The sequence below is a fragment of the Streptomyces sp. NPDC001544 genome, from assembly GCF_042894285.1.
Lineage (GTDB): Bacteria > Actinomycetota > Actinomycetes > Streptomycetales > Streptomycetaceae > Streptomyces.
The window spans coordinates 381,368-401,379 of record NZ_JBIAVN010000001.1 but is presented as its reverse complement, the minus strand read 5'-3'; the positions used below and the strand labels follow the sequence as shown (position 1 = coordinate 401,379).

At 71.8% G+C, this 20,012-nt stretch carries 19 protein-coding genes; 6 read left to right on the top strand and 13 right to left on the bottom strand.

Translation table 11 applies throughout. The annotated features are described in order from the left end of the window. The first annotated feature begins 57 nt into the window (after positions 1–57). Both ACFY0F_RS01760 and ACFY0F_RS01755 read left to right on the top strand, forming a co-directional pair. Positions 58–1,371, top strand: coding sequence for a GH1 family beta-glucosidase (locus tag ACFY0F_RS01760; protein WP_388787318.1), 1,314 nt, complete (start codon positions 58–60; stop codon positions 1,369–1,371). Next, positions 1,368–2,621, top strand: a complete 1,254-nt coding sequence (locus ACFY0F_RS01755) for an MFS transporter (RefSeq protein ID WP_388787315.1) — start codon at positions 1,368–1,370, stop codon at positions 2,619–2,621. Before ACFY0F_RS01760 ends, ACFY0F_RS01755 begins: the two co-directional genes overlap by 4 nt. A gap of 191 nt (positions 2,622–2,812) precedes the next feature. Here the strand turns inward: ACFY0F_RS01755 and era are convergent, their stop codons facing one another. Then, complete coding sequence (era, locus tag ACFY0F_RS01750) at positions 2,813–3,766, bottom strand: GTPase Era (RefSeq protein WP_388787312.1); 954 nt, start codon at positions 3,764–3,766, stop codon at positions 2,813–2,815. A 162-nt stretch (positions 3,767–3,928) separates the two neighbouring features. Between era and ACFY0F_RS01745 the strand changes: the two genes are divergently transcribed. Further along, positions 3,929–5,266, top strand: a complete 1,338-nt coding sequence (locus ACFY0F_RS01745) for an ammonium transporter (RefSeq protein ID WP_388787309.1) — start codon at positions 3,929–3,931, stop codon at positions 5,264–5,266. Continuing rightward, a complete protein-coding gene (locus ACFY0F_RS01740) occupies positions 5,263–5,601 on the top strand; it encodes a P-II family nitrogen regulator (protein WP_388787307.1) in 339 nt (112 codons plus the stop codon). The genes ACFY0F_RS01745 and ACFY0F_RS01740 overlap by 4 nt, the downstream gene beginning before the upstream one ends. Here the strand turns inward: ACFY0F_RS01740 and ACFY0F_RS01735 are convergent. From ACFY0F_RS01735 to ACFY0F_RS01685, 11 genes are all read right to left on the bottom strand, one after another. Beyond that, complete coding sequence (locus tag ACFY0F_RS01735) at positions 5,495–6,532, bottom strand: WxL protein peptidoglycan domain-containing protein (protein ID WP_388787304.1); 1,038 nt, start codon at positions 6,530–6,532, stop codon at positions 5,495–5,497. The genes ACFY0F_RS01740 and ACFY0F_RS01735 overlap by 107 nt on opposite strands. A gap of 98 nt (positions 6,533–6,630) precedes the next feature. Beyond that, on the bottom strand, positions 6,631–7,962 hold the full coding sequence (locus ACFY0F_RS01730; protein ID WP_388787301.1) for a beta-xylosidase: 1,332 nt from the start codon (positions 7,960–7,962) through the stop codon (positions 6,631–6,633). A 157-nt stretch (positions 7,963–8,119) separates the two neighbouring features. Then, positions 8,120–8,596, bottom strand: coding sequence for a hypothetical protein (locus ACFY0F_RS01725; RefSeq protein WP_388787299.1), 477 nt, complete (start codon positions 8,594–8,596; stop codon positions 8,120–8,122). A 255-nt stretch (positions 8,597–8,851) separates the two neighbouring features. Beyond that, a complete protein-coding gene (locus tag ACFY0F_RS01720) occupies positions 8,852–9,205 on the bottom strand; it encodes a cytidine deaminase (protein ID WP_388787296.1) in 354 nt (117 codons plus the stop codon). Between the two features lie 31 nt (positions 9,206–9,236). Continuing rightward, positions 9,237–9,596 carry an MmcQ/YjbR family DNA-binding protein gene (locus ACFY0F_RS01715; protein ID WP_388787293.1) on the bottom strand — a complete coding sequence of 120 codons (360 nt, stop codon included), beginning with the start codon at positions 9,594–9,596 and terminating at the stop codon, positions 9,237–9,239. Further along, entirely contained in the window at positions 9,593–10,903 is a 1,311-nt protein-coding gene (locus ACFY0F_RS01710; protein WP_388787290.1) for a hemolysin family protein, read from the bottom strand. The genes ACFY0F_RS01715 and ACFY0F_RS01710 overlap by 4 nt, the downstream gene beginning before the upstream one ends. A 9-nt stretch (positions 10,904–10,912) precedes the next feature. Further along, the gene (gene ybeY / locus ACFY0F_RS01705; RefSeq protein ID WP_388787287.1) at positions 10,913–11,410 is read right to left on the bottom strand and encodes an rRNA maturation RNase YbeY; all 498 of its coding nucleotides are present in this window, start codon (positions 11,408–11,410) and stop codon (positions 10,913–10,915) included. 13 nt (positions 11,411–11,423) lie between these two features. After that, complete coding sequence (locus ACFY0F_RS01700) at positions 11,424–12,482, bottom strand: PhoH family protein (RefSeq protein WP_388787285.1); 1,059 nt, start codon at positions 12,480–12,482, stop codon at positions 11,424–11,426. A gap of 144 nt (positions 12,483–12,626) precedes the next feature. After that, the gene (locus ACFY0F_RS01695; RefSeq protein WP_388787282.1) at positions 12,627–13,769 is read right to left on the bottom strand and encodes a carbohydrate kinase family protein; all 1,143 of its coding nucleotides are present in this window, start codon (positions 13,767–13,769) and stop codon (positions 12,627–12,629) included. A 229-nt stretch (positions 13,770–13,998) separates the two neighbouring features. Beyond that, positions 13,999–15,294: a glucarate dehydratase family protein gene (locus ACFY0F_RS01690; protein ID WP_388787279.1), complete on the bottom strand. Its 1,296-nt coding sequence runs from the start codon at positions 15,292–15,294 to the stop codon at positions 13,999–14,001. Then, the gene (locus ACFY0F_RS01685; protein WP_388789137.1) at positions 15,291–16,187 is read right to left on the bottom strand and encodes a 5-dehydro-4-deoxyglucarate dehydratase; all 897 of its coding nucleotides are present in this window, start codon (positions 16,185–16,187) and stop codon (positions 15,291–15,293) included. Before ACFY0F_RS01685 ends, ACFY0F_RS01690 begins: the two co-directional genes overlap by 4 nt. A 162-nt stretch (positions 16,188–16,349) precedes the next feature. Between ACFY0F_RS01685 and ACFY0F_RS01680 the strand changes: the two genes are divergently transcribed. Both ACFY0F_RS01680 and ACFY0F_RS01675 read left to right on the top strand, forming a co-directional pair. After that, on the top strand, positions 16,350–17,132 hold the full coding sequence (locus tag ACFY0F_RS01680; protein ID WP_388787276.1) for an IclR family transcriptional regulator: 783 nt from the start codon (positions 16,350–16,352) through the stop codon (positions 17,130–17,132). A gap of 306 nt (positions 17,133–17,438) precedes the next feature. Then, complete coding sequence (locus ACFY0F_RS01675) at positions 17,439–18,683, top strand: MFS transporter (protein ID WP_388787274.1); 1,245 nt, start codon at positions 17,439–17,441, stop codon at positions 18,681–18,683. Positions 18,684–19,012: 329 nt separating this feature from the next. On the opposite strand, the gene ACFY0F_RS01670 is transcribed toward ACFY0F_RS01675, so the two are convergent. Then, positions 19,013–20,005: an adenosine deaminase gene (locus tag ACFY0F_RS01670; protein ID WP_388787272.1), complete on the bottom strand. Its 993-nt coding sequence runs from the start codon at positions 20,003–20,005 to the stop codon at positions 19,013–19,015. Positions 20,006–20,012: the final 7 nt, after the last annotated feature.

Below are 20,012 nucleotides of genomic sequence, written 5' to 3'. Positions count from 1 at the left end.
AGTACCTTCACGCTTGGGCGTTGACTTCTGTTACCGGCGGTAAGGATGATCGCGCCCATGGCGACTGATGCAGGCAACCCGATACCCCGGTTCCCGCCCGGCTTCCTGTGGGGCGTGTCGACCTCGGCCCATCAGATCGAGGGAGCCGTGGAGACGCGCGAACCCTCCGTGTGGGACGTGTTCACGGCCGGGCCGGGGCGGGTCAAGGACGGCTCGACGGCGGCGGTGGCCTGCGACCACTACCACCGCTACCGGGAGGACGTGACGCTCCTGGCCGACCTGGGCGTGGACGCGTACCGCTTCTCCGTCTCCTGGCCCCGGGTGAACTCCCCCGGCGGCCTGGACTTCTACGACCGGCTGGTGGACGAGCTGTGCGCGGCGGGCGTACGGCCCGTCCCCACCCTCTTCCACTGGGACCTGCCGGCCACGCTGGACTGGCTGGAGCGGGACACGGCGTCCCGGTTCGCCGAGTACGTGTCGGTGGTCGCCGAGCGGCTCGGCGACCGCGTGACCAGATGGATCACCCTCAACGAGCCCGCCGAGCACACCCTGCTCGGCCACGCCCTCGGCGTCCACGCGCCCGGCAGGAGACTCCTGTTCGACGCGCTGCCGGTGGCCCACCACCAGCTCCTCGCCCACGGCCTCGCGGTACGGGCGCTGCGCGCGGCCGGCGACGCCGACATCGGGATCGCCAACTCGCACGGGCCGGTCTGGGCCGCCTCCGGGGAGCAGGCCGACGTGGAGGCGGCGGACTTCTACGACGTGCTGCTGAACCGGCTGTTCGCGGAGCCGCTGATCCTCGGCGAGTACCCGGCCGGCATCGGCGAGTTGATGCCCGGCGACGTGGCGTCCGACCTGAAGGTGATCGCCGAGCCGGTCGACTGGTACGGCGTCAACTACTACGCCCCGACCAAGGTGGGCGCCCCGCAGGGCACCGAGATCGAGTTCGGCGGTGTCACCATGCCCGCCGAACTGCCCTTCTCGGTGCGGGAGATCGAGGACCGCCCGGTGACGGACTTCGGCTGGCCGGTCGTCCCGGAGGGGCTGACGGAACTGCTGACGGGTTTCCGCGACCGCTACGGCGACCGTCTCCCGCCGGTCGTCATCACCGAGAACGGCTGCTCCTACGAGGGCGTCGACGACCGGGACCGGATCGCCTACCTGGACGGCCATGTCCGCGCCCTGCACAAGGCGGTCGAGGCGGGCGTCGACGTCCGCGGCTACTTCGTCTGGTCCCTGCTGGACAACTTCGAGTGGGCGGAGGGCTACGCGCGCCGCTTCGGGCTGGTCCACGTCGACTTCGCGACGCAGGAGCGTACCCCGAAGGCGTCGTACGGCTGGTTCCAGGAGCTGCTGCGGGCGCAGAGATGAGAGCCGTCCGCCCGCCGGATGCGCTCACCGGGCCCGTCGAACGGGTCGGCCGCGGCTGGACGGCGTCCCTCTCGCTCGCCAACGGGGCGATCTGGGTGGGCTGGTACGGCCCGCTGCAGATCCTGCTGGCCTCGCAGGCGAAGGACTTCGCGCCCGGCTCCGGCATGTCGAAGGAGACGCTGCTGGCGTGGGTGACGGGCGCCGGCGCGGTGGTGTCGCTGGTGGCGAACCCGCTCTTCGGCGCGCTGTCGGACCGTACGACGTCCCGCCGGGGCCGCCGTACGCCGTGGATCGTGGCCGGGGCGGCGGGCGGCGCGCTGTCCCTGCTCCTCCTCGCGGGCGCGGGCGGGACGGCCACGATGACGCTGGGCTGGTGCCTGGTCCAGCTCACGCTGAACGCGGCGTTCGCGGCGGTGACGGCGGCGGTCCCCGACCGGGTGCCCCGGCTCCAGCGGGGCTCGGTCGGCGGCTGGCTGGGGGCGGCGCAGATCCTGGGCGTGGTCGGCGGGACGGGACTGGCCACGGCCGCCGGGGGCGTCGGGGCGGGCTACGCGGCCTGCGCGGTGTTCACGGCGGTGGGCGTGCTGCCGTACGTGTGGCGCTACGCGGATCTGCGGCTGGCCGTCGAGGACCGTCCGCCGTGGTCCTGGCGGGGCTTCCTCGCGGGTTTCTGGCTGAGCCCGCGCCGGTATCCGGACCTCGGCTGGGCGTGGCTGACCCGGTTCCTGATCAACCTCAGCAACGCGCTGGTGCTGCTGTACCTCCTGTACTACCTGCGTGACCGCCTCCACTACCACGACCCCGACGGGGGCGTGCTGATCCTGACCGCGGTGAACGGGGTCACCCTGCTGGCCACGGTGGTGGTCGGGGGCGTCTGGTCGGACCGGGTGGGCCGGCGCAAGCCGTTCGTGGTGTGGTCGGGCGTGCTGATGGCGGTGGCGACGGCGGCGCTCGCCGGCTGGCAGACCTGGCCCGGCGCGATCGTGGCGGCGGCGGTGCTGGGGGTCGGCTTCGGCGTGTTCACCTCCGTCGACTTCGCCCTGATGACGGACGTCCTGCCGAAGGCGCTGGACCGCGGCAAGGACCTGGGCGTGATCAACGTGGCCAACGCCCTCCCCCAGGTCGCCGCCCCCGCCCTCGCCGCGCCGATCGTGACGTATCTCGGCGGCTACCGGGTGCTGTACCTGGTGTCTGCCGTGATCGGGCTGGCGGGGGCGGTACTGGTGAACCGGATCAGGGGCGTGGACTAGACCCCCGGGTCCAGCCTGCGCCGGGGGCTCCGCCCCCGGACCCCCGGGCCCATGCCCACCCACCACCCGTCCCACCCGACTGGAAGGCCGTTCAGGCCGAAGGGGGGTCTGGGGGCGCAGCCCCCCAGCGGGGTCGAAGGGGCGGAGCCCCTGGGGGCGGGAAGGGCAGGGGCGGCGGGGGCGAGGAACTCCTAGAAGCCCAGCCGCCGCAGCTGCTTCGGGTCCCGCTGCCAGTCCTTGGCAACCTTCACGTGCAGGTCGAGGAAGACCGGCGTCCCCAGCAACGCCTCGATGTGCCGGCGGGACTTGATGCCGACCTCCTTCAGCCGCTTGCCCTTGGGGCCGATGATGATGCCCTTCTGGCTCGGCCGCTCGATGTAGACGTTGGCGTGGATGTCGAGGAGGGGCTTGTCGGCCGGACGGTCCTCGCGGGGCAGCATCTCCTCGACGACCACCGCGATGGAGTGCGGCAGCTCGTCCCGGACGCCCTCCAGCGCGGCCTCGCGGATGAGTTCCGCGATCATGACCTGCTCGGGCTCGTCCGTGAGGTCGCCCTCGGGGTAGAGCGCCGGGCCCTCGGGCAGAAGCGGGACCAGGAGGTCCGCCAGCAGGTCCACCTGCTTCGCGCCCACCGCCGACACCGGGACGATCTCCGCCCACTCGAAGCCCAGCTCCTTGCCGAGCTGGTCGATCGCGATCAGCTGCTCGGCGAGGGTCTTGGAGTCGACCAGGTCGGTCTTGGTGACGACCGCGATCTTCGGGGTCTTCCGGATCCCGGCCAGCTCCTTGGCGATGAAGCGGTCGCCGGGGCCGATCTTCTCGTTCGCGGGAAGGCAGAAGCCGATCACGTCGACCTCGGCCCAGGTGGTGCGCACCACGTCGTTCAGCCGCTCGCCGAGCAGCGTGCGCGGCTTGTGGAGACCCGGGGTGTCCACCAGGATGAGCTGGGCGTCGGGCCGGTGCACGATGCCGCGTACCGTGTGCCGCGTCGTCTGCGGCTGGTTCGCGGTGATCGCCACCTTCTGCCCGACCAGAGCGTTCGTGAGGGTGGACTTGCCCGCGTTGGGGCGGCCCACGAAGCAGGCGAAGCCGGCGCGGTGGACGGTCTCGCCCGACTCTTCGGATGACTGGGTACGAACGCTCATGACGTTCATTGTCCCTGATCCACAAAGCCCCGCCGTACCACCGTCCGCCCGGATCCGCGACCGTGAGCTTCATGAAACCCGCACGCAACGAAACGTCACGGAAACACACCCGTACGCAACCGGAAACGCGCGCCGGTGACCCTCTGACGAGCCCCCGCACCGTTGGAGACACCCGTGATCCTCGCCGAAGCGCACGCGGCACACGCAGCGCACGCCGACACCGGAGACACCGCCTGGCTGCTCGCCGCCACCGCCCTCGTCCTGCTGATGACCCCGGGCCTCGCCCTCTTCTACGGCGGCATGGTCCGCACGAAGAGCGTCCTCAACATGCTGATGATGAGCTTCGTGTCGATCGCCCTGGTGACGGTGGTCTGGCTGGCGGGAGGCTACTCGCTCGCCTTCGGCGACGACGTCGGCGGCGGGCTCATCGGCGGACTGCGGCACGCCGGGATGGCCGGTCTCGGCCCGGACAGCGTCCAGGGGACCGTCCCCACCCTGCTCTTCGCCACGTTCCAGCTCACCTTCGCGATCATCACGGCCGCCCTGATCAGCGGCGCGATCGCCGACCGGGCGAAGTTCTCCGCGTGGCTGGTCTTCGTCCCCGTGTGGGCGCTGCTCGTATACGTTCCGGTCGCCCACTGGGTGTGGGGCCCCGGCGGCTGGATCGTGGCCGAGCTCGGTGCCCTGGACTTCGCGGGCGGTCTGCCGGTCGAGATCACCTCCGGTGCGTCGGGTCTCGCCCTGTGCCTGGTCCTCGGCCCGCGGCTGGGCTTCAAGAAGGACGCGATGCGCCCGCACAACCTGCCCATGGTGGTGCTCGGCGCCGGCCTGCTCTGGTTCGGCTGGTTCGGCTTCAACGCGGGCTCCGCGCTCGGCGCCAACGGTCTCGCCGCCGCCGTGTTCCTCAACACCCTCGCCGCCGGCTGCACCGGCCTGCTCGGCTGGCTCTTCGTCGAGCAGAGGCGCGACGGCCACCCCACCACCCTGGGCGCCGCCTCGGGCGCGGTGGCCGGTCTGGTCGCCATCACCCCCTCCTGCGGCTCCGTCTCCCTGCTGGGCTCCCTGGTCGTCGGCCTCGCCGCCGGTGTCCTGTGCAGTTACGCCGTGGGCTGGAAGTTCAAGCTGGACTACGACGACTCCCTCGACGTCGTCGGCGTTCACCTGGTCGGCGGCATCGTGGGCACCGTCCTCATCGGCCTGTTCGCCGAGAAGGCGATGACCGGCGGCGCGGAGGGCCTCTTCTACGGCGGTGGCATCGGCCAGCTCGGCAAGCAGCTCCTCGCGGTGGTGGTCGTCGCCGCGTACGCCTTCGGGGTGACGTACGGCATCGGCAAGCTGCTCGACAAGACGATGGGCTTCCGCGCGAGCGAGGAGCAGGAGTACACCGGCCTGGACCTTACGGTGCACGCCGAGACGGCTTACGATCACGGGGTCCTGGGCCACGGCGCCCCGGTGTCCTCGTCCCTCCACTCCGCCCAGAAGGTCCAGACCCAGGCATGAAGCTCATCACCGCGATCGTCAAGCCGTACCGCCTCGACGAGGTCAAGACCGCTCTGCAGGAGCTCGGGGTGCACGGCCTGACCGTGACCGAGGCCAGCGGGTACGGCAGGCAGCGCGGCCACACCGAGGTGTACCGCGGCGCCGAGTACCGGGTCGACCTGGTGCCCAAGGTCCGTATCGAGGTCGTCGTCGAGGACGCCGTCGCCGACGACGTGATCGACGCGATCGTCAGGGCCGCGCAGACGGGGAAGATCGGGGACGGGAAGGTGTGGTCCCTGCCCGTGGAGACGGTCGTACGCGTACGGACGGGCGAACGCGGCCCCGACGCGCTCTGAGCAGGATCCCGGCCACCACCCCGGCGACGAACACCACCGCCAACGTCAGCCAGGGCAGCGCGAAGAAGGAGGCACTGGCCGATTCGCGGGTGCCCGTGGCTCTGGCGGTCAGGGTGACGTTCCCCCAGTCGAGCTGGGGCGCGCCCCGCCACGGTTCGGTGAGCCGGACCCGCTGCCCCGGCAGCAGCTCGGAGGGGATCCTCGTCAGGTCGCGGGTCAGCAGCGTGCGGCCGAACATGCCCTTCGCCTTCAGTTCCACCTTGGGGTCGAGGGTGACGTTGCCGGTGTTGTGCAGGGTGTAGGAGACGGTGGCCGTGCTCTCGCCGAGGCCGGGGACGAGCGGCTGGTGGTGGGCGATGTGGACGTTCTCGACGGCGACGGCGGGCAGCGTGGGGCCGCCCACCCGCAGGTAGACGCGGGCGCCGACGGCCCGCTGCACACCGAGGACGAGTGAGCCGTCCCCCCTGTCGACACGTTCGTCCAGCGCCACGATCGCGCCCGGGTGGTCGCCCGGTTCGGCGCCGTCGGGCACGTGCAGGGTGAAGGGCACGGTCACCGTCTTGTGGCCGGGGACGGTGACCCGGGACTTCGCGGGCCTCGCCCAGGCGCCGACGCCCCGCATCCGCTCCTTGACCGTGCGCACGGCGAAACCGCCGTCGCGGGCGGTGTTGTAGGCGTCGGCCGCGTACAGCCGGAAGGTCAGGGGGGTGCTCGTCTTGTTGGCCACGACCACCTTGTCGGTGATGGTCTGGCCCGGGTCGGCGGAGAGGTAGAAGTAGGGCCGGGCGGCGATACGGGAGGAGACGGGGTAGACGGACCAGCTGCCGTTGTCGGCGGCGTGCGCCGGGCCCGTCCCCGCGGCCAGGAACAGGCCGAGGAGCAGGCCCAGGAGCACACCGGGGCGCAGGAGGAGGGCGTACGGCTTGCGCATGGGTGCGGACCCCCGCGGCGTTGAGTCGGGTCGGCGGTCGGGCGGGTGCGGCCCCGGTGCGGTGGGGCGCCCGGCCACCGGCTGGGTGACACGTACGCTCAGGTGAGCGTGAGGGTGAGGACGCCGGAGTACGAGCCCGGGGGCGTGAACGCCGGTACGTCCAGGGAGAGTCCGGCGTCCACGGTGAACTCACCGCCGGTGAGCGTGCCGTCCGGGGTCGACGCCAGCGTCGCTCCGGAACCGCCCACCGTGCCCGCCGAACCGGCCTTGCAGGTGCTGAGGCTGCCCGCCTTGGTCGCGCAGGCGGGGGTCCAGCTGAGCTTGCCGGCGTCGATCTTCGCGCCGGGACCGGTGAAGTCGGTGACCTTGCCGGTCAGGGACCAGCCCGCGGGCCCGCCGCGGAAGTCCTTGACGGTCACCTTGTTGAGGGAGCCGGTCGACGCCCCGCCCTTGCCGAACTCGACCGCCGACAGCGAGACGGCGTCCCCGGCCTGGGACATGGACAGCGTCCCCGCCTTCACGGTGGTCGTCAGCTTCTGACTGCCGTCGGGCACGGGCGTGGTGTCGTTCACGACGTAGGCCGCGGGCGGGCTGCCCTTCTGAGCGGTCCAGGAGGAGCCCTCGTACGCCACGACCGCGGTCGTCGTCTTGTCGTTGACGGCGAGCGAGCCGTTGAAGGAGCCGTCGGAGCCGGCGGTCACCGTCGCGGTGTCCGAGGTCTGCTTGTCCCCGGCGCGTCCGGCCAGGGTGACGGTCGCGCCCGGTGTGAAGCCGCTGCCCTTGACGGTGACACTGGCACCGGGGTCACCGGAGGCCGAACCCAGTGTGATGGCACGGTTGTTGACCGGGGTCGAGTCGTCCGTCGCGGTGATGGTCTGGGAGACCGGCGCGGGCGGGTTGGTCACCGTGCACGGAGTGTCCAGCTCCATGATGTAACTGGTGTGGATGTTGTAGTCGCCGGGCGACAGCTTGATGTCGCCGGCCTTGGTGACCTTGAACGTGCCGGTCATGGAGAACGACGGGAAGGCGCCCTTCCCGGGCACCGGGTCGTTCTTCTTCGGTCCCGCCACCGTCACGTCCCCGGTCTGCACGCCACTCAGGGTGACCTTGCCGGTCGGGGTCATGATGTCGGCCGGCAGGGCCAGTTCGGTGGGGTTGCTGGCGGCCGGGGTGACCACCGTGTACGTCACGGTGACCGTGTCGCCGACCTTGGGGCTGGTCTTGTCCACCGAGATGTTCCCGGTGGTGGTGCCGTCGATCGGCGGGAGGCCCGCGATGGCGGGCGGGATGCAGTGCGTCGCGTAGTCCACGTTGGTGCCCGCCGCGCCGGCCGGGCAGGCCAGCGCCCCGCCCGCGGTGACCGCGACCACGGTCACCGCGAGCAGCGACGCCCAGCGGCGCCGGCGCGGTCTTCGGAGTGTCGGACCCACGCTTGCCCCCTCCTGAGGGATGCGGGCGCAGCGGCTCGTCTGCGCCGACAGGGGGCCATTGATGTGGAGCCGGCCTGAGAAGTCAATGCAGATGCCGCAGAAAGCTGACGGATCATCAGTTTCTGCGGCATCCGGAACAGATCCCTCACCCGATCGCTCAGTCGAACACGAACGGGCCGGGCGACTGGTTGGCGGTGGAGGTACAGGTGACGTTGATCCCGAAGATGGTCATCACCAGCGAGCCGCCGTAGAACTCCAGGCTGTCGCCGGAGGCCACGGTGCCGCTGAGCGGACCGACCGTGACGGGGTCACCGGCGGCCATGGCCGGGTTCTTCTTCCCGCTGAAGACGGTGGTGCCGCCGCTCGCCTTCACCATGGTGAGCTTGGACGTGATGGAGTCCTTCGCCAGCGCGAGGGGGGTCTTGATGGCGCTGGACGAGAGGGTGATGGTGGCCGAGGTGCCGTCCTGCGTGGCGGTGAGCGTGGCCGCCCCGCCGCCGAACAGTCCGCAGGTGGCGTTGATCGTCGCCGTCGTCGGGGTGACGGCGGCCGCGGTGGGCGCGAAGGCCAGTCCGGTGACCGCGAGGGCCCCGACCAGTACTGCCGCACCCGTGGTTGCGCGCTTGCCTCTCATGGGGGTGAGCTCCCTTCCCGTTTGTCTGGGAGTGCGCGTCGACGGCCGTCGGCTTTGACAGGTGGGTGCGGTCAGCTGCGCGGCTCGAATCTGACGGCCCGTCGGGAGATGACGCTTTCATTGATGCGCCGGAAACAAGCGCCTGCAAGGTTGAATTCCGGCCTATTAACTCTTCAACGCCGGCCGGACCACTCAGCACCGGCCGGCATACTCAGCCCGTCCGGGGGTGCCCCCTGCCCGCGGGCCCCCCGGACCTCAGCCCGCGGAGACCGTCACCCGGACGACACCATCCGGGCCGGCCACCAGCACCGGCGTCCCCGCCCCACCAAGATCCCGCACGGCGGCGAGGTCCTCCCCGGGGACTCCCTCGGCCTCGGTCACCACAGCCGCCGCCTCCAAGGACTTCGCCCCGGACGCCACCGCCATGGCGACGGCCGTCCGCAGCGCACTCAGCTGCAGCGACTCCAGAGCCACCGTCCCGGCGACATACGTACGCCCCGTCTCGTCCCGCACGGCCGCCCCCTCGGGCACACCGTTGCGGGCCCGGGCGGAGCGGGCCAGGGTGACGATCTTGCGGTCCTCGGGGTCGAGCGCGCTGCTGTCGGTCATGCCCCGAGCATACGAAGAACCCGCGCGGGACTCAGGACCGGTCCAGGCGGAGCCGCTCCGCGCGCGGAAGACCGGCGACGACCAGGTCGTACGAGTCCTCGATGAGCTCCCTGACCAGACGGTCGGGAAGACCGCCGTCCACCGTGACGGTGTTCCAGTGCCGCTTGTTCATGTGGTAGCCGGGCACGATCAGGCCCTCGTGCTCGCCGCGCAGCCGCACCGCGTCCTCGGGGTCGCACTTGAGGTTGACGGTCAGCGGCCGCCCGCCGAGGTAGGACAGGGCGAACATCTTGCCCAGCACCTTGAAGACCGAGGTCTCCGGGTTGAACGGGAAGTCCTCCACGGCCGCGTTGAAGGAGAGGCAGCAGGCGCGCAGTTCCTCGGGACTCACTCCGGCTTCGTCTCCTCGTCCTCGGGCAGCTCCTCGGGGGCCACCGGCTCCACGAGCACTGTGACGATCTTGTTCCGCCGCCCGGCCGCGGCCTCCGCCGTCAGGCGCAGCTTCCGCCCGTCCGGCAGCTCCACCTCGGCGGAGGCCCCGGCGATGGGCACCCGGCCCAGTGCCTTGGCGAGCAGGCCGCCGACGGTCTCCACGTCCTCGTCGTCGTACTCCTCCAGGCCGTACAGCTCGCCGAGGTCGGTGATGTCCAGACGGGCGGTGACCCGGTGGCGGCCGTCGCCGAGGTCCTCGACGGGCGGGAGTTCGCGGTCGTACTCGTCGGTGATCTCGCCGACGATCTCCTCGAGGATGTCCTCGATGGTGACGATGCCCGCGGTGCCGCCGTACTCGTCGATGGCGACGGCGACGTGGTTGCGCTGCTTCTGCATGTCGCGCAGCAGGTCGCCCGCGTTCTTGGTGTCGGGTACGAAGAACGCCGGCCGCATCGCCGTGGACACCAGGTCGTTCTCGGCGTCGCGGCTGATGTGCGTCTTGCGGACCAGGTCCTTCAGGTACACGATCCCGACGATGTCGTCCTCGCTCTCACCGGTGACCGGGATGCGGGAGAAGCCGGACCTGAGGGCCAGGGTGAGGGCCTGGCGGATGGTCTTGTACCGCTCGATGACGACCAGGTCGGTGCGCGGGACCATGACCTCGCGGACGAGGGTGTCCCCCAGCTCGAAGACGGAGTGCACCATGCGGCGCTCGTCGTCCTCGATCAGGGACTCCTGCTCGGCGAGGTCGACCAGCGCGCGCAGCTCGGCCTCGGAGGCGAAGGGGCCGCGGCGGAAGCCCTTGCCGGGGGTGAGCGCGTTGCCGATGAGGATCAGCAGGTTGGGGATCGGGCCCATGATCCGGGCCAGCGGCAGCAGGACGTACGCCGAGGCGGTCGCCGTGTTCAGCGGGTGCTGGCGGCCGATGGTGCGCGGGGAGACGCCGACGGCGACGTACGACACCAGGACCATGACGCCGATCGCGGCGAGCAGGGCCTGGGCGGTGCCGTGGATCTCCTGCAGGCAGGCGTACGTGACGAGGGCCGCGGCGGCCATCTCGCAGGCGACGCGGACCAGCAGGGCGACGTTGAGGTAGCGGGTGGGGTCGGCGGCGATCTGGGCGAGCTTGGCGCTGCCCCGCCGCCCGGACTTCACCGCTTCCTCCGCCCGGAAGCTGGAGACCCGGGCGAGGCCCGCCTCCGCGCAGGCGGCGAGCCAGGCCACGACGACCAGGGCGATCGCGCCGAGAACGATCTGAGGACTCATCGGCCGCGCTTACGAGACGGTCGGCGCCGGGGACGGCCCGGTCATGCCCCGCTCGGCACGCCAGCCGTCCACGATGGCGGCCTGGAGTCCGAACATCTCGGCCTTCTCGTCGGGCTCCTCGTGGTCGTACCCGAGCAGGTGCAGCACACCGTGGACGGTGAGCAGCTGCAGCTCCTCGTCCATGGAGTGCTGCGTAGGCGCTTCCGCGCCCTGCTTGGCGGCGACCTCGGGGCAGAGCACGATGTCGCCGAGGAGCCCCTGCGGGGGCTCCTCGTCGTCCTTGCCCGGTGGCCGGAGCTCGTCCATCGGGAAGGACATGACATCGGTCGGTCCGGGCAGGTCCATCCACTGGATGTGCAGCTGCTCCATGGCGCCGGTGTCCACGACGATCACCGAGAGCTCGGAGAGCGGGTGGATGCGCATCCGTGCGAGCGCGTAGCGGGCGATGTCGAGGATCGCCTGCTCGTCGACCTCGGTTCCGGACTCGTTGTTGACGTCGATCGACATGGTGCTGGCGTGTCTACTTCCGTTTGGGGCGGCCGCCCTTGGGGGTGCCGTTCTCCGTACCGTTCTGGCTGTCGTACTGTTCGTACGCGTCGACGATACGGCCCACCAGCTTGTGCCGTACGACATCGTGGGACGACAGCCGGGAGAAGTGGACGTCCTCGACGCCCTCCAGGATCTCCTGCACCTGCCGCAGACCGGACTTGGTGCCGCCCGGCAGGTCGACCTGCGTCACGTCACCCGTGATCACGATCTTCGAGTCGAAGCCGAGGCGGGTGAGGAACATCTTCATCTGCTCGGGGCTCGTGTTCTGGGCCTCGTCCAGGATGATGAAGGCGTCGTTGAGCGTACGGCCGCGCATGTAGGCGAGCGGCGCGACCTCGATGGTCCCGGCGGCCATCAGTCTGGGGATGGAGTCCGGGTCGATCATGTCGTGCAGCGCGTCGTAGAGCGGGCGCAGATAGGGGTCGATCTTCTCGTAGAGCGTGCCGGGCAGGAAGCCGAGCCGCTCACCGGCCTCGACCGCGGGGCGGGTCAGGATGATGCGGTTGACCTGCTTGGACTGCAGGGCCTGCACCGCCTTGGCCATCGCCAGGTAGGTCTTGCCAGTGCCGGCGGGGCCGATGCCGAAGACGATGGTGTGCTTGTCGATGGCGTCGACGTACCGCTTCTGGTTCAGCGTCTTGGGGCGGATCGTGCGGCCGCGCGAGGACAGGATGTTCTGCGTCAGTACCTGCGCCGGGGTCTCCTGTCCGTCGTTCGTCCCGGCATCGCTCGCCTTGAGCATGGCGATCGAGCGTTCCACTGCGTCCTCCGTCATCGGCTGCCCGGTGCGGAGCACGAGCATCATCTCGTCGAACACGCGCTGGATGAGGGCGACGTCCGCCGGGTCGCCGACCGCGCTGATCTCATTGCCCCGGACATGGATGTCGGCCGCCGGGAAGGCCGTCTCGATCACGCGCAGCAGGGAGTCGCCGGATCCCAGCACGGTGACCATGGGGTGCTGGGCGGGGACGGTGATCTGTGCCTTCGCCTGCTCCTGCGCGCGAGTGTGAGCTGTGGGTGTCTGAGTCATGGGCCGGCGCTTAAGGCCTGCGATTCCTCCTCGTCACGGCCGCGTAGCTGAGGGCGGCCTCGCGCTATCAAGGGTACGACGGGGGGCTGACAACACCGTAGGGCTTTTCGTACAAGCGGGTGTCGGGAGGGAGGCCCCCTGCCGTCACGTCGACCGGCCGAACCCGATCGTCGGCACCGCCCTGCGTCGCGGCCACGCGGTGAGCGGCTCCTCGGGAACCAGGCCGGCCAGGAACGCGTACCGGCGCAGGGCCGCCGGGTCCTGGCCGTCCACCGACTGCACCCGGCGCCACCACGCGCCGATCTCCGCCCAGCCGGGGGCCGACAGGGAGCCGCCGAACTCCTGGACGGACAGGGCGGCGGTCAGGCCCGCGAAGGCGAGGCGGTCGGCGAGGGGCCAGCCGGCCAGGGTGCCGGTGACGAAACCGGCGACGAAGACGTCACCGGCGCCGGTGGGGTCGAGGGCCTCGACGGCGATCGCGGGGACCTCGGCGCTCTCGCCGGTGCGCCGGTCGACCGCGTAGGCGCCCTCCGAGCCGAGGGTGACCACCGCCAGCGGTACGTACTCGGTGAGGGCGTGGGCCGCGGCACGCGGGCAGTCGGCGCCCGTGTAGCGCATGGCCTCCTCGGCGTTGGGCAGGAAGGCCTCGCAGTGCTCCAGGTCGGCCAGTCCGGTCAGCTCCCAGGCCCCGGTGTCGTCCCAGCCCACGTCGGCGAAGATCCGGGTGCCCTCGCTCGCGGCCTGCGCGATCCAGGGCGCCCGCTTGCCCGGGGTCAGTGAGGCCACCGCCGCCCGCGCGCGGGGCGGGCAGTCGGGGGCGGGCTCCTCGGGGGGCGGTTCGTGGCCGTGGGAGACCATCGTGCGCTCGCCCTCGTAGGCCATGGAGACGGTGACCGGGGAGTGCCAGCCGGGGACGGTGCGGGAGGGGGAGAGGTCGATGCCTTCGCCCTGTTCGAGCGCGTCCCAGCAGTACTCGCCGTAGTGGTCGTCGCCGAAGGCCGCCGCGAGGGAGGTCCTCAGGCCCAGGCGGGCAAGTGCGGTGGCCATGTTGGCGACGCCGCCGGGGCTCGAGCCCATCCCGCGCGCCCAGGACTCGGTGCCGCGCACCGGCGCGGTGTCGAGCCCGGTGAAGACGATGTCCAGGAAGACGGTGCCGGTGAGGTAGACGTCCCAGGGCGGATCGGCCGGCGTGCGCGTGGCGGCGAGGGGGTCGACGTGGGCGTGGGCGTGCGGGGGCTCCCCGAGGTGCTCCCGTTCCTCTCCGGCGAACGTGTTGGACGCGGTCACGATGGCGCTCCCTGACGTGGTGCGGGTCTGGCCAGTGTGCACCACATCACCGACGACCGACCGGCCGTCGCCCCCCCGGCCGGCCCCCACCCGCCCCGCCGAACCGCGCCCGAGCGACGCCTGCGGCGCGGGGGGGGGCGGGCCGGGACCGGGTGGGGCGTGCGGGCGGTGCCGGGCGTCACCTCCGTGGCGGGGTCGGCGGGGGGCTGGTACCGGACGAGAAGGGGAGTCACCAGCGGGGGACGGAAGGCGTGACCCAGTCGGGCTCGGCGACGCGCATCGCCGCCGCGTCGTCGCGCTCGCGCAGCGCACCGTCGTCGTCGAGCCAGCGCCGGTGCAGGAACGCGAGCCTGTCGCGGTCGAGTTCGACGCCGAGGCCGGGGGCGTCGGAGACGGTGACCTTGCCGCCGTCGAACGTCAGCCGCTCGGTGAGCACGTCCTCCGACTGCCACGGGTAGTGGGAGTCGCAGGCATGGTGGAGGTTGGGGACGGTGGCCGCGACATGGGTCATCGCGGCCAGGCTGATCCCCAGGTGGGTGTTGGAGTGCATGGACACCCCGACGCCGAAGGTGCGGCAGATCGCGGCGAGCTGCTGGGTGTTGCGCAGGCCGCCCCAGTAGTGGTGGTCGGACAGGACGACCTGGACGGCGTCCTTGGTGAACGCCTCCTTGATCTCGGCGAAGGTCGTCACGCACATGTTGGTGGCCAGCGGCACGTCGGTCCCGGCGGACACCTCGGCCATGGCGGGGGTGCCGAGGGCCGGGTCCTCCAGGTACTCCAGGACGTCCGCGAGCTCCTTCGCCACCTTCAGCGAGGTCTCCACGGACCACGCGCCGTTGGGGTCCAGGCGCAGCGGGTGCCCGGGGAACGCCTCGGCCAGCGCCCGTACGGCCGCGATCTCCTCGTCCGGCGGGAAGACACCACCCTTGAGCTTGAAGGAGGTGAAGCCGTAGCGCTCCTTGAACCTGCGGGCCTGTGCGACGACTCCGGCCGGGTCGACGGCGGCACCCCAGTCGTCCTGCTCCGACCGGACCCCTTCCGGATGGGCGGCCCACTTGTAGAACAGGTAGGCGCTGTACTCGACGGCGTCCCGCACCTTGCCGCCGAGCAGCGCGTGCACGGGCAGGCCGAGGGCCTTGCCGAGGGCGTCGAGGCAGGCGACCTCGAAGCCGGAGACGACGGACAGCCGCAGCTTGTCGGCGGTCTGCACACCGCGCAGCCCGCCGACGTCGACCTGGCCGGAGACCCGGGACCCGTCGACGGCGACCTCCTCGGCCACCGTGAACAGCCCGTTCAGGTCGCTCGCCTGACGGCCGACCAGCTTGTCGGCGAAGGGGCGGGCGAGTTCCAGGTACTTGGTGTCGCCGTAGGTCTCGCCGACGCCCGTGACGCCGTCGGCCGTCACCACCTCCACGATGAGCCGGGGGGTGTACGGCTGGTGCACGCCCTGCGTGTTGAGCAGGGGCGGGTCGGCGACCAGGATGGGCGTCAGCCGTACCTCGGCGATGGTCAGGTCACGGGTCACAGGTCGGCTCCTACGAGGTCGAGTCCGGTGGTCAGGAGAGTCGCGAGGTCGGCCAGGTCGGCGGCCGACGGGTCGGTGAGCGGGGCGCGTACGGGGCCCACCGGGCGGTCGCGCAGCCGGGCCGCCGCCTTCACCAGCGACACGGCGTACCCGGGCACCCGGTCGCGGAGTTCGACGAGCGGGACGTAGAACTCGCGCAGCAGCTTGTCGACCGTGCCGCCGTCGCCGCCGTGCAGGGCGGTGAAGAAGGCGTTCGCGATCTCGGGGGCGAAGGCGTGCACGGCGGAGGAGTAGGCGGGGACGCCGACGGTGGCGTAGGCGCGGGCCTGGATCTCGGCGGTGGCGGCCCCGTTGAAGAACAGGAAGCCCTCGGGGGCGGCCAGGGTGAGCCGCTGGAGGCGGTCGAGGTCGCTGTGGCCGTCCTTGAGGCCGATGACGCCGGGGATCCTGGTGATCCGCCGGAAGGCGTCCGCGCCGAAGGTGACCTGGCCGCGCTGGTAGGCGATGAGCGGCAGCCGGGTGCGGGCCGCGATGTGTGCGAGCTGGGCGACGAGTCCGTCCTGCGGGGCGGCGACGAGGTAGTGCGGCAGCACGAGGAGCGCGTCGGCGCCGGCCTCCTCGGCGATGCGCGCGAACCGTACGGCCTGCGCCCAGCCGTAGCCGACACCGGCCACGACGGGCACGCGGCCCGCCGCCTCCTCGACCGCGATCCCGACGACCCGGCGGTACTCGTCCTCGTCGAGCGAGAAGAACTCGCCCGTGCCGCAGGCCGGGAAGACGGCGCCCGGGGCGGTGGCGATCTGGGCCGCGACATGGGCGCGAAAGCCGTCGGGGTCGAGCGAGCCGTCCGCGCGGAAGCTCGTGAGCGGGAACGACAGCACGCCGTTCGCCATCCCGGCCCGCAGCCTGCCCGCCGGGGTCTCCGTGTCCGTGTCCGTACCGTCAGCCACCGTCAGCCATCTCCCCATGTAGACATCATCCACGTATGAAGATGGAGATTAGATAGGCGAACCACGGCCGTCAATGGTCCGGGCGCCTCCGATTACCATCGGCACATGTCCGAGACAGGGGGCGTCCGCGAGGTGAAGTCCGCGGCGCGGACGGTCGAGCTGCTCGAAGTGCTCGCCGCGCGCGGTGACCGTCCGGCGCGGCTGCAGGAGCTGGCGGACGAACTCGGGGTGCCGCGCAGCTCGATGTACGCGCTGCTCCAGACCCTCATCAGCAGGGGCTGGGTACGCACGGACGTCACCGGTTCCCTGTACGGCATCGGCATCCACGCGCTGCTCACCGGCACCGGCTACCTGGACTCCGACCCGCGCGTCCGCGCCGCGCGCCCCTACCTCGACGAGGCGTCCGAGGCGCTCGGCGAGACCATCCACCTGGGACGGCTGGACGGTCTGGACGTGGCGTACCTGGCGACCCGGGAGTCCCACGAGTACCTGCGGACCATCAGCCGGGTCGGACGGCGGCTGCCCGCCCACGTCGGCGCGCTCGGCAAGGCGCTGCTCGCCGAACGCCCGGACACCGCACTGCCCGAGGGCCCCTACGAGGCACTGACCCCCAACACCCGCACCAGCAGGGAGTCATTGGCCGCCGACCTCGCCCGGACCCGGAGCCGCGGCTACGCGGTCGACCGCGAGGAGGGCGTCCTCGGCATCGTCGGCTTCGGCTTCGCCCTGCGCTACGACTCCCCCGCCCAGGACGCGATCAGCTGTTCGGTGCCGGTGGCCCGGCTGACGCCCGGGCACGAGGAGCGGATCGTGGCGGTCATGCGGGAGATCAGGGCGAAGATCGAGGCGGTGTCGCCTGCGGCGGGCGGGGCGGTGCACTGGCGCTAGGGCCTGGGCGGTGAACGGCGTTTCGCGCACCGATGCCGGGGGCTGCCGCCCCCAGGCCCCCACTTCGGTCTGAACGGCCTCGTCCTCAAACGCCGGACGGGCTGGATGATGCGCTACCGGGTCGTCAGGAGCAGTTTCTTCTACCCGGGCACAACTCACGGCAAACACAATGTGATCCACATCATGCTCCCCGCGCTTTTTCCGCAACCGCTTGCTTGATACAACTGGCTCGCGCGTTCCTGTCCGTCGACGGCCTGCGCCAATCCCCCTTCTGAGCCGCTCCTTTCGCATGCCCTGGGAACGCCCGTGTCCTCCCCCCGCACCACGCCCTGGCCCCTCGTCGCCCTTTTCACGGCCGGGTACCTCGCCCCGTACCTCCTGCCCACCACCGTCGGCAGACTCGACTCGGGGCTTCCCCTCTCCGCCACCCAGGCCGGGGCCATCGGCAGCGCGCTGCTGCTGAGTTCGGCGACGGCGGGTTTCCTGCTGGCGTCCCGGGTCGAGCGGATCGGGGCACGTGCCCTCGCCCGCATCGGGCTGGTGCTGGCCGTCCTGGGCTACGGCGGGGCCGCGCTCACCGGTGCCGTTCCGGCCGTCGTCGCGGGCGCGGTGCTCGGCGGGTTCGGCTCGGGTACGGTCACCGCGGTCGCCGCGGTGGGCATCGCGGCCCAGAGGGATCCGCACCGGGTCACCACGCTCGGGCTGCTCGGTGTCTCCGCCCTCGCGGGCGTCGTCTATCTGACGGTTCCGCACCTCGGCCCGGGTCACGGGCAGCCGCTGGCCGCGATCGCGCTCGCCGCGCTGGCGGTGTCGCCGCTCACCGGCCGTCTGTCCGTAGGTACCGCCACCGCCCGTGACCGTGTCGGGCGGGGCCTCCTCCCCCACCGGCGCTCCGGACTGCTCCTCGCCGCCGCGATGCCCTGCTGGTCGCTGGCCCAGAACTCCCTGTGGGGCGTGAGCGGCCGGATCGGCCTGTCGCAGGCGCACCTGACCGAGGTGACCGTCGGCGCGGTGTTCGCGATCGCGCTCGGCGCCGGGCTGCTGGGGGTCGTCGGGGCCGGTGCGCTCGGGCCGCGGCTCGGCCGGGCGCTGCCGATCGGGGCGGGCACGGCGCTCATCGCGGCCTGTATCGCGCTCAGCGCGTCCGCGCGGGACCTGAGGACCTTCGCGGCGGGCGAGATCGCCTGGAACCTGCTCTACCCGGTCGTGCTGTCGTATCTGATCGGCCTCGCCGCCTCGCTCGACCCGCGCGGCCGCTGGGCGGTCCTGGTCGGCTCCGCCGGCTCACTGGGCACGGCGGCGGGCCCGCTGGCCGGCAGCCTCCTGTCCGCGCACGCCGGCTTCCCGGCCATGGGCGCGGTGCTGGCCGTCGGCCTGCTGGTGATCGCGGTTCCCATGACGGCGGTGGCCCTCCGCACGACCGGCCACCCGGCGCCGGTCACCGAGACCGTGGAGGTGGTGGAGATCCCGGTGGACACTCCGGCCACCGCCGCCCGCCAGGCCTACGACACCGCGCCCCCGGACTCGTTCGCCGCCGCTTCCGCGAACTGAGATGGACGGCCGGCCCGCGCGGGGAATTCCGCGGGGGCCGGCCATCGTGTACGCGGCGTCATCGTGGTGACCTGCGCGGGAAGCCGAGGTCCACCAGGGCTGTCAGGGCGATACCCGCCGTTGCCACGAAGAGAGTGCTGCGCGTGCCGGCCACCGTGGCCGCCGCCGAGGCGATCGGCGCGGCGCAGGAGCCGTCGGCGGCCTATGGCGAGGGCCACCACCGCCGCGCGCCCGCAGCGCCGAGCGCGAGGCGGCCGGTCATCGCCGTGCGGGGGCCGAGCCGCGTGTTCGTCCGCGCTCCGCAGCGGGGGTTCCTCGAGCCGCGGCGCTCAGCCGAACTCGTACGCCTCGACCTCCGCGAGGTAGCGGGCCCGGAGTTCCTCGTCGTCCTCCAGGAAGGAGGCGAGGAACGAGTTGCGGGCCAGTTCGCGCAGACGGTCGTCGGTCAGGCCGAGCGTCTGGCGGACGGCGTGGAAGTTGTCGCCGGCGTAGCCGCCGAAGTAGGCCGGGTCGTCCGAGTTGACCGTGCACAGCAGTCCCGCGTCGAGCATCGCGGGCAGCGGGTGGTCGGCGAGGGTGTCGACGGCGCGGAGCCGGACGTTGGACAGCGGGCACAGGGTCAGCGGGATCCGGTCCCGGACCAGGCGGGCGACCAGCGCCGGGTCCTCCACGCAGCGCAGACCGTGGTCGACGCGCTCCACGCCGAGCACGTCCAGCGCCTCGGTGATGTACTCCGGCGGCCCCTCCTCACCGGCGTGCGCCACCCGGCGCAGTCCGAGCGCGGCGGCGGCCTCGTACACCTCGCGGAACTTCACCGGCGGGTGCCCGACCTCGGCCGAGTCCAGGCCGACGCCGGTGATCCGGTCGAGGTGGGGCCGTGCGGCCTCCAGGGTCTCCATGGCCGACTCGGCGGACTCGTCCCGCAGGAAGCACATGATCAGCTTGGTGGAGACGCCGTGGTTCTCCCTGCTGCGGCCGAGCGCGCGCCACAGCCCCTCCACGACCGTCCCCATGCCGACACCCCGGGAGAGGTGCGCCTGCGGGTCGAAGAAGATCTCCGCGTGCCGCACGCCCTGCGCGGCGGCGCGGGCGAGGTAGGCGTCGGCCAGGTCCGCGAAGTCCTGCTCGGTGCGCAGGACGGCCATCAGCTCGTAGTACAGGTTCAGGAACGACTGCAGGTCCTCGAACCGGTACGCCTCGCGCAGCGCGTCGGTGTCCGCGTACGGAAGCGTCACGCCGTTGCGCTCGGCGAGCCGGAACGCCAGCTCCGGCTCCAGGGTGCCTTCGATGTGGAGGTGCAGTTCTGCTTTGGGGAGGGACATCAAAGCA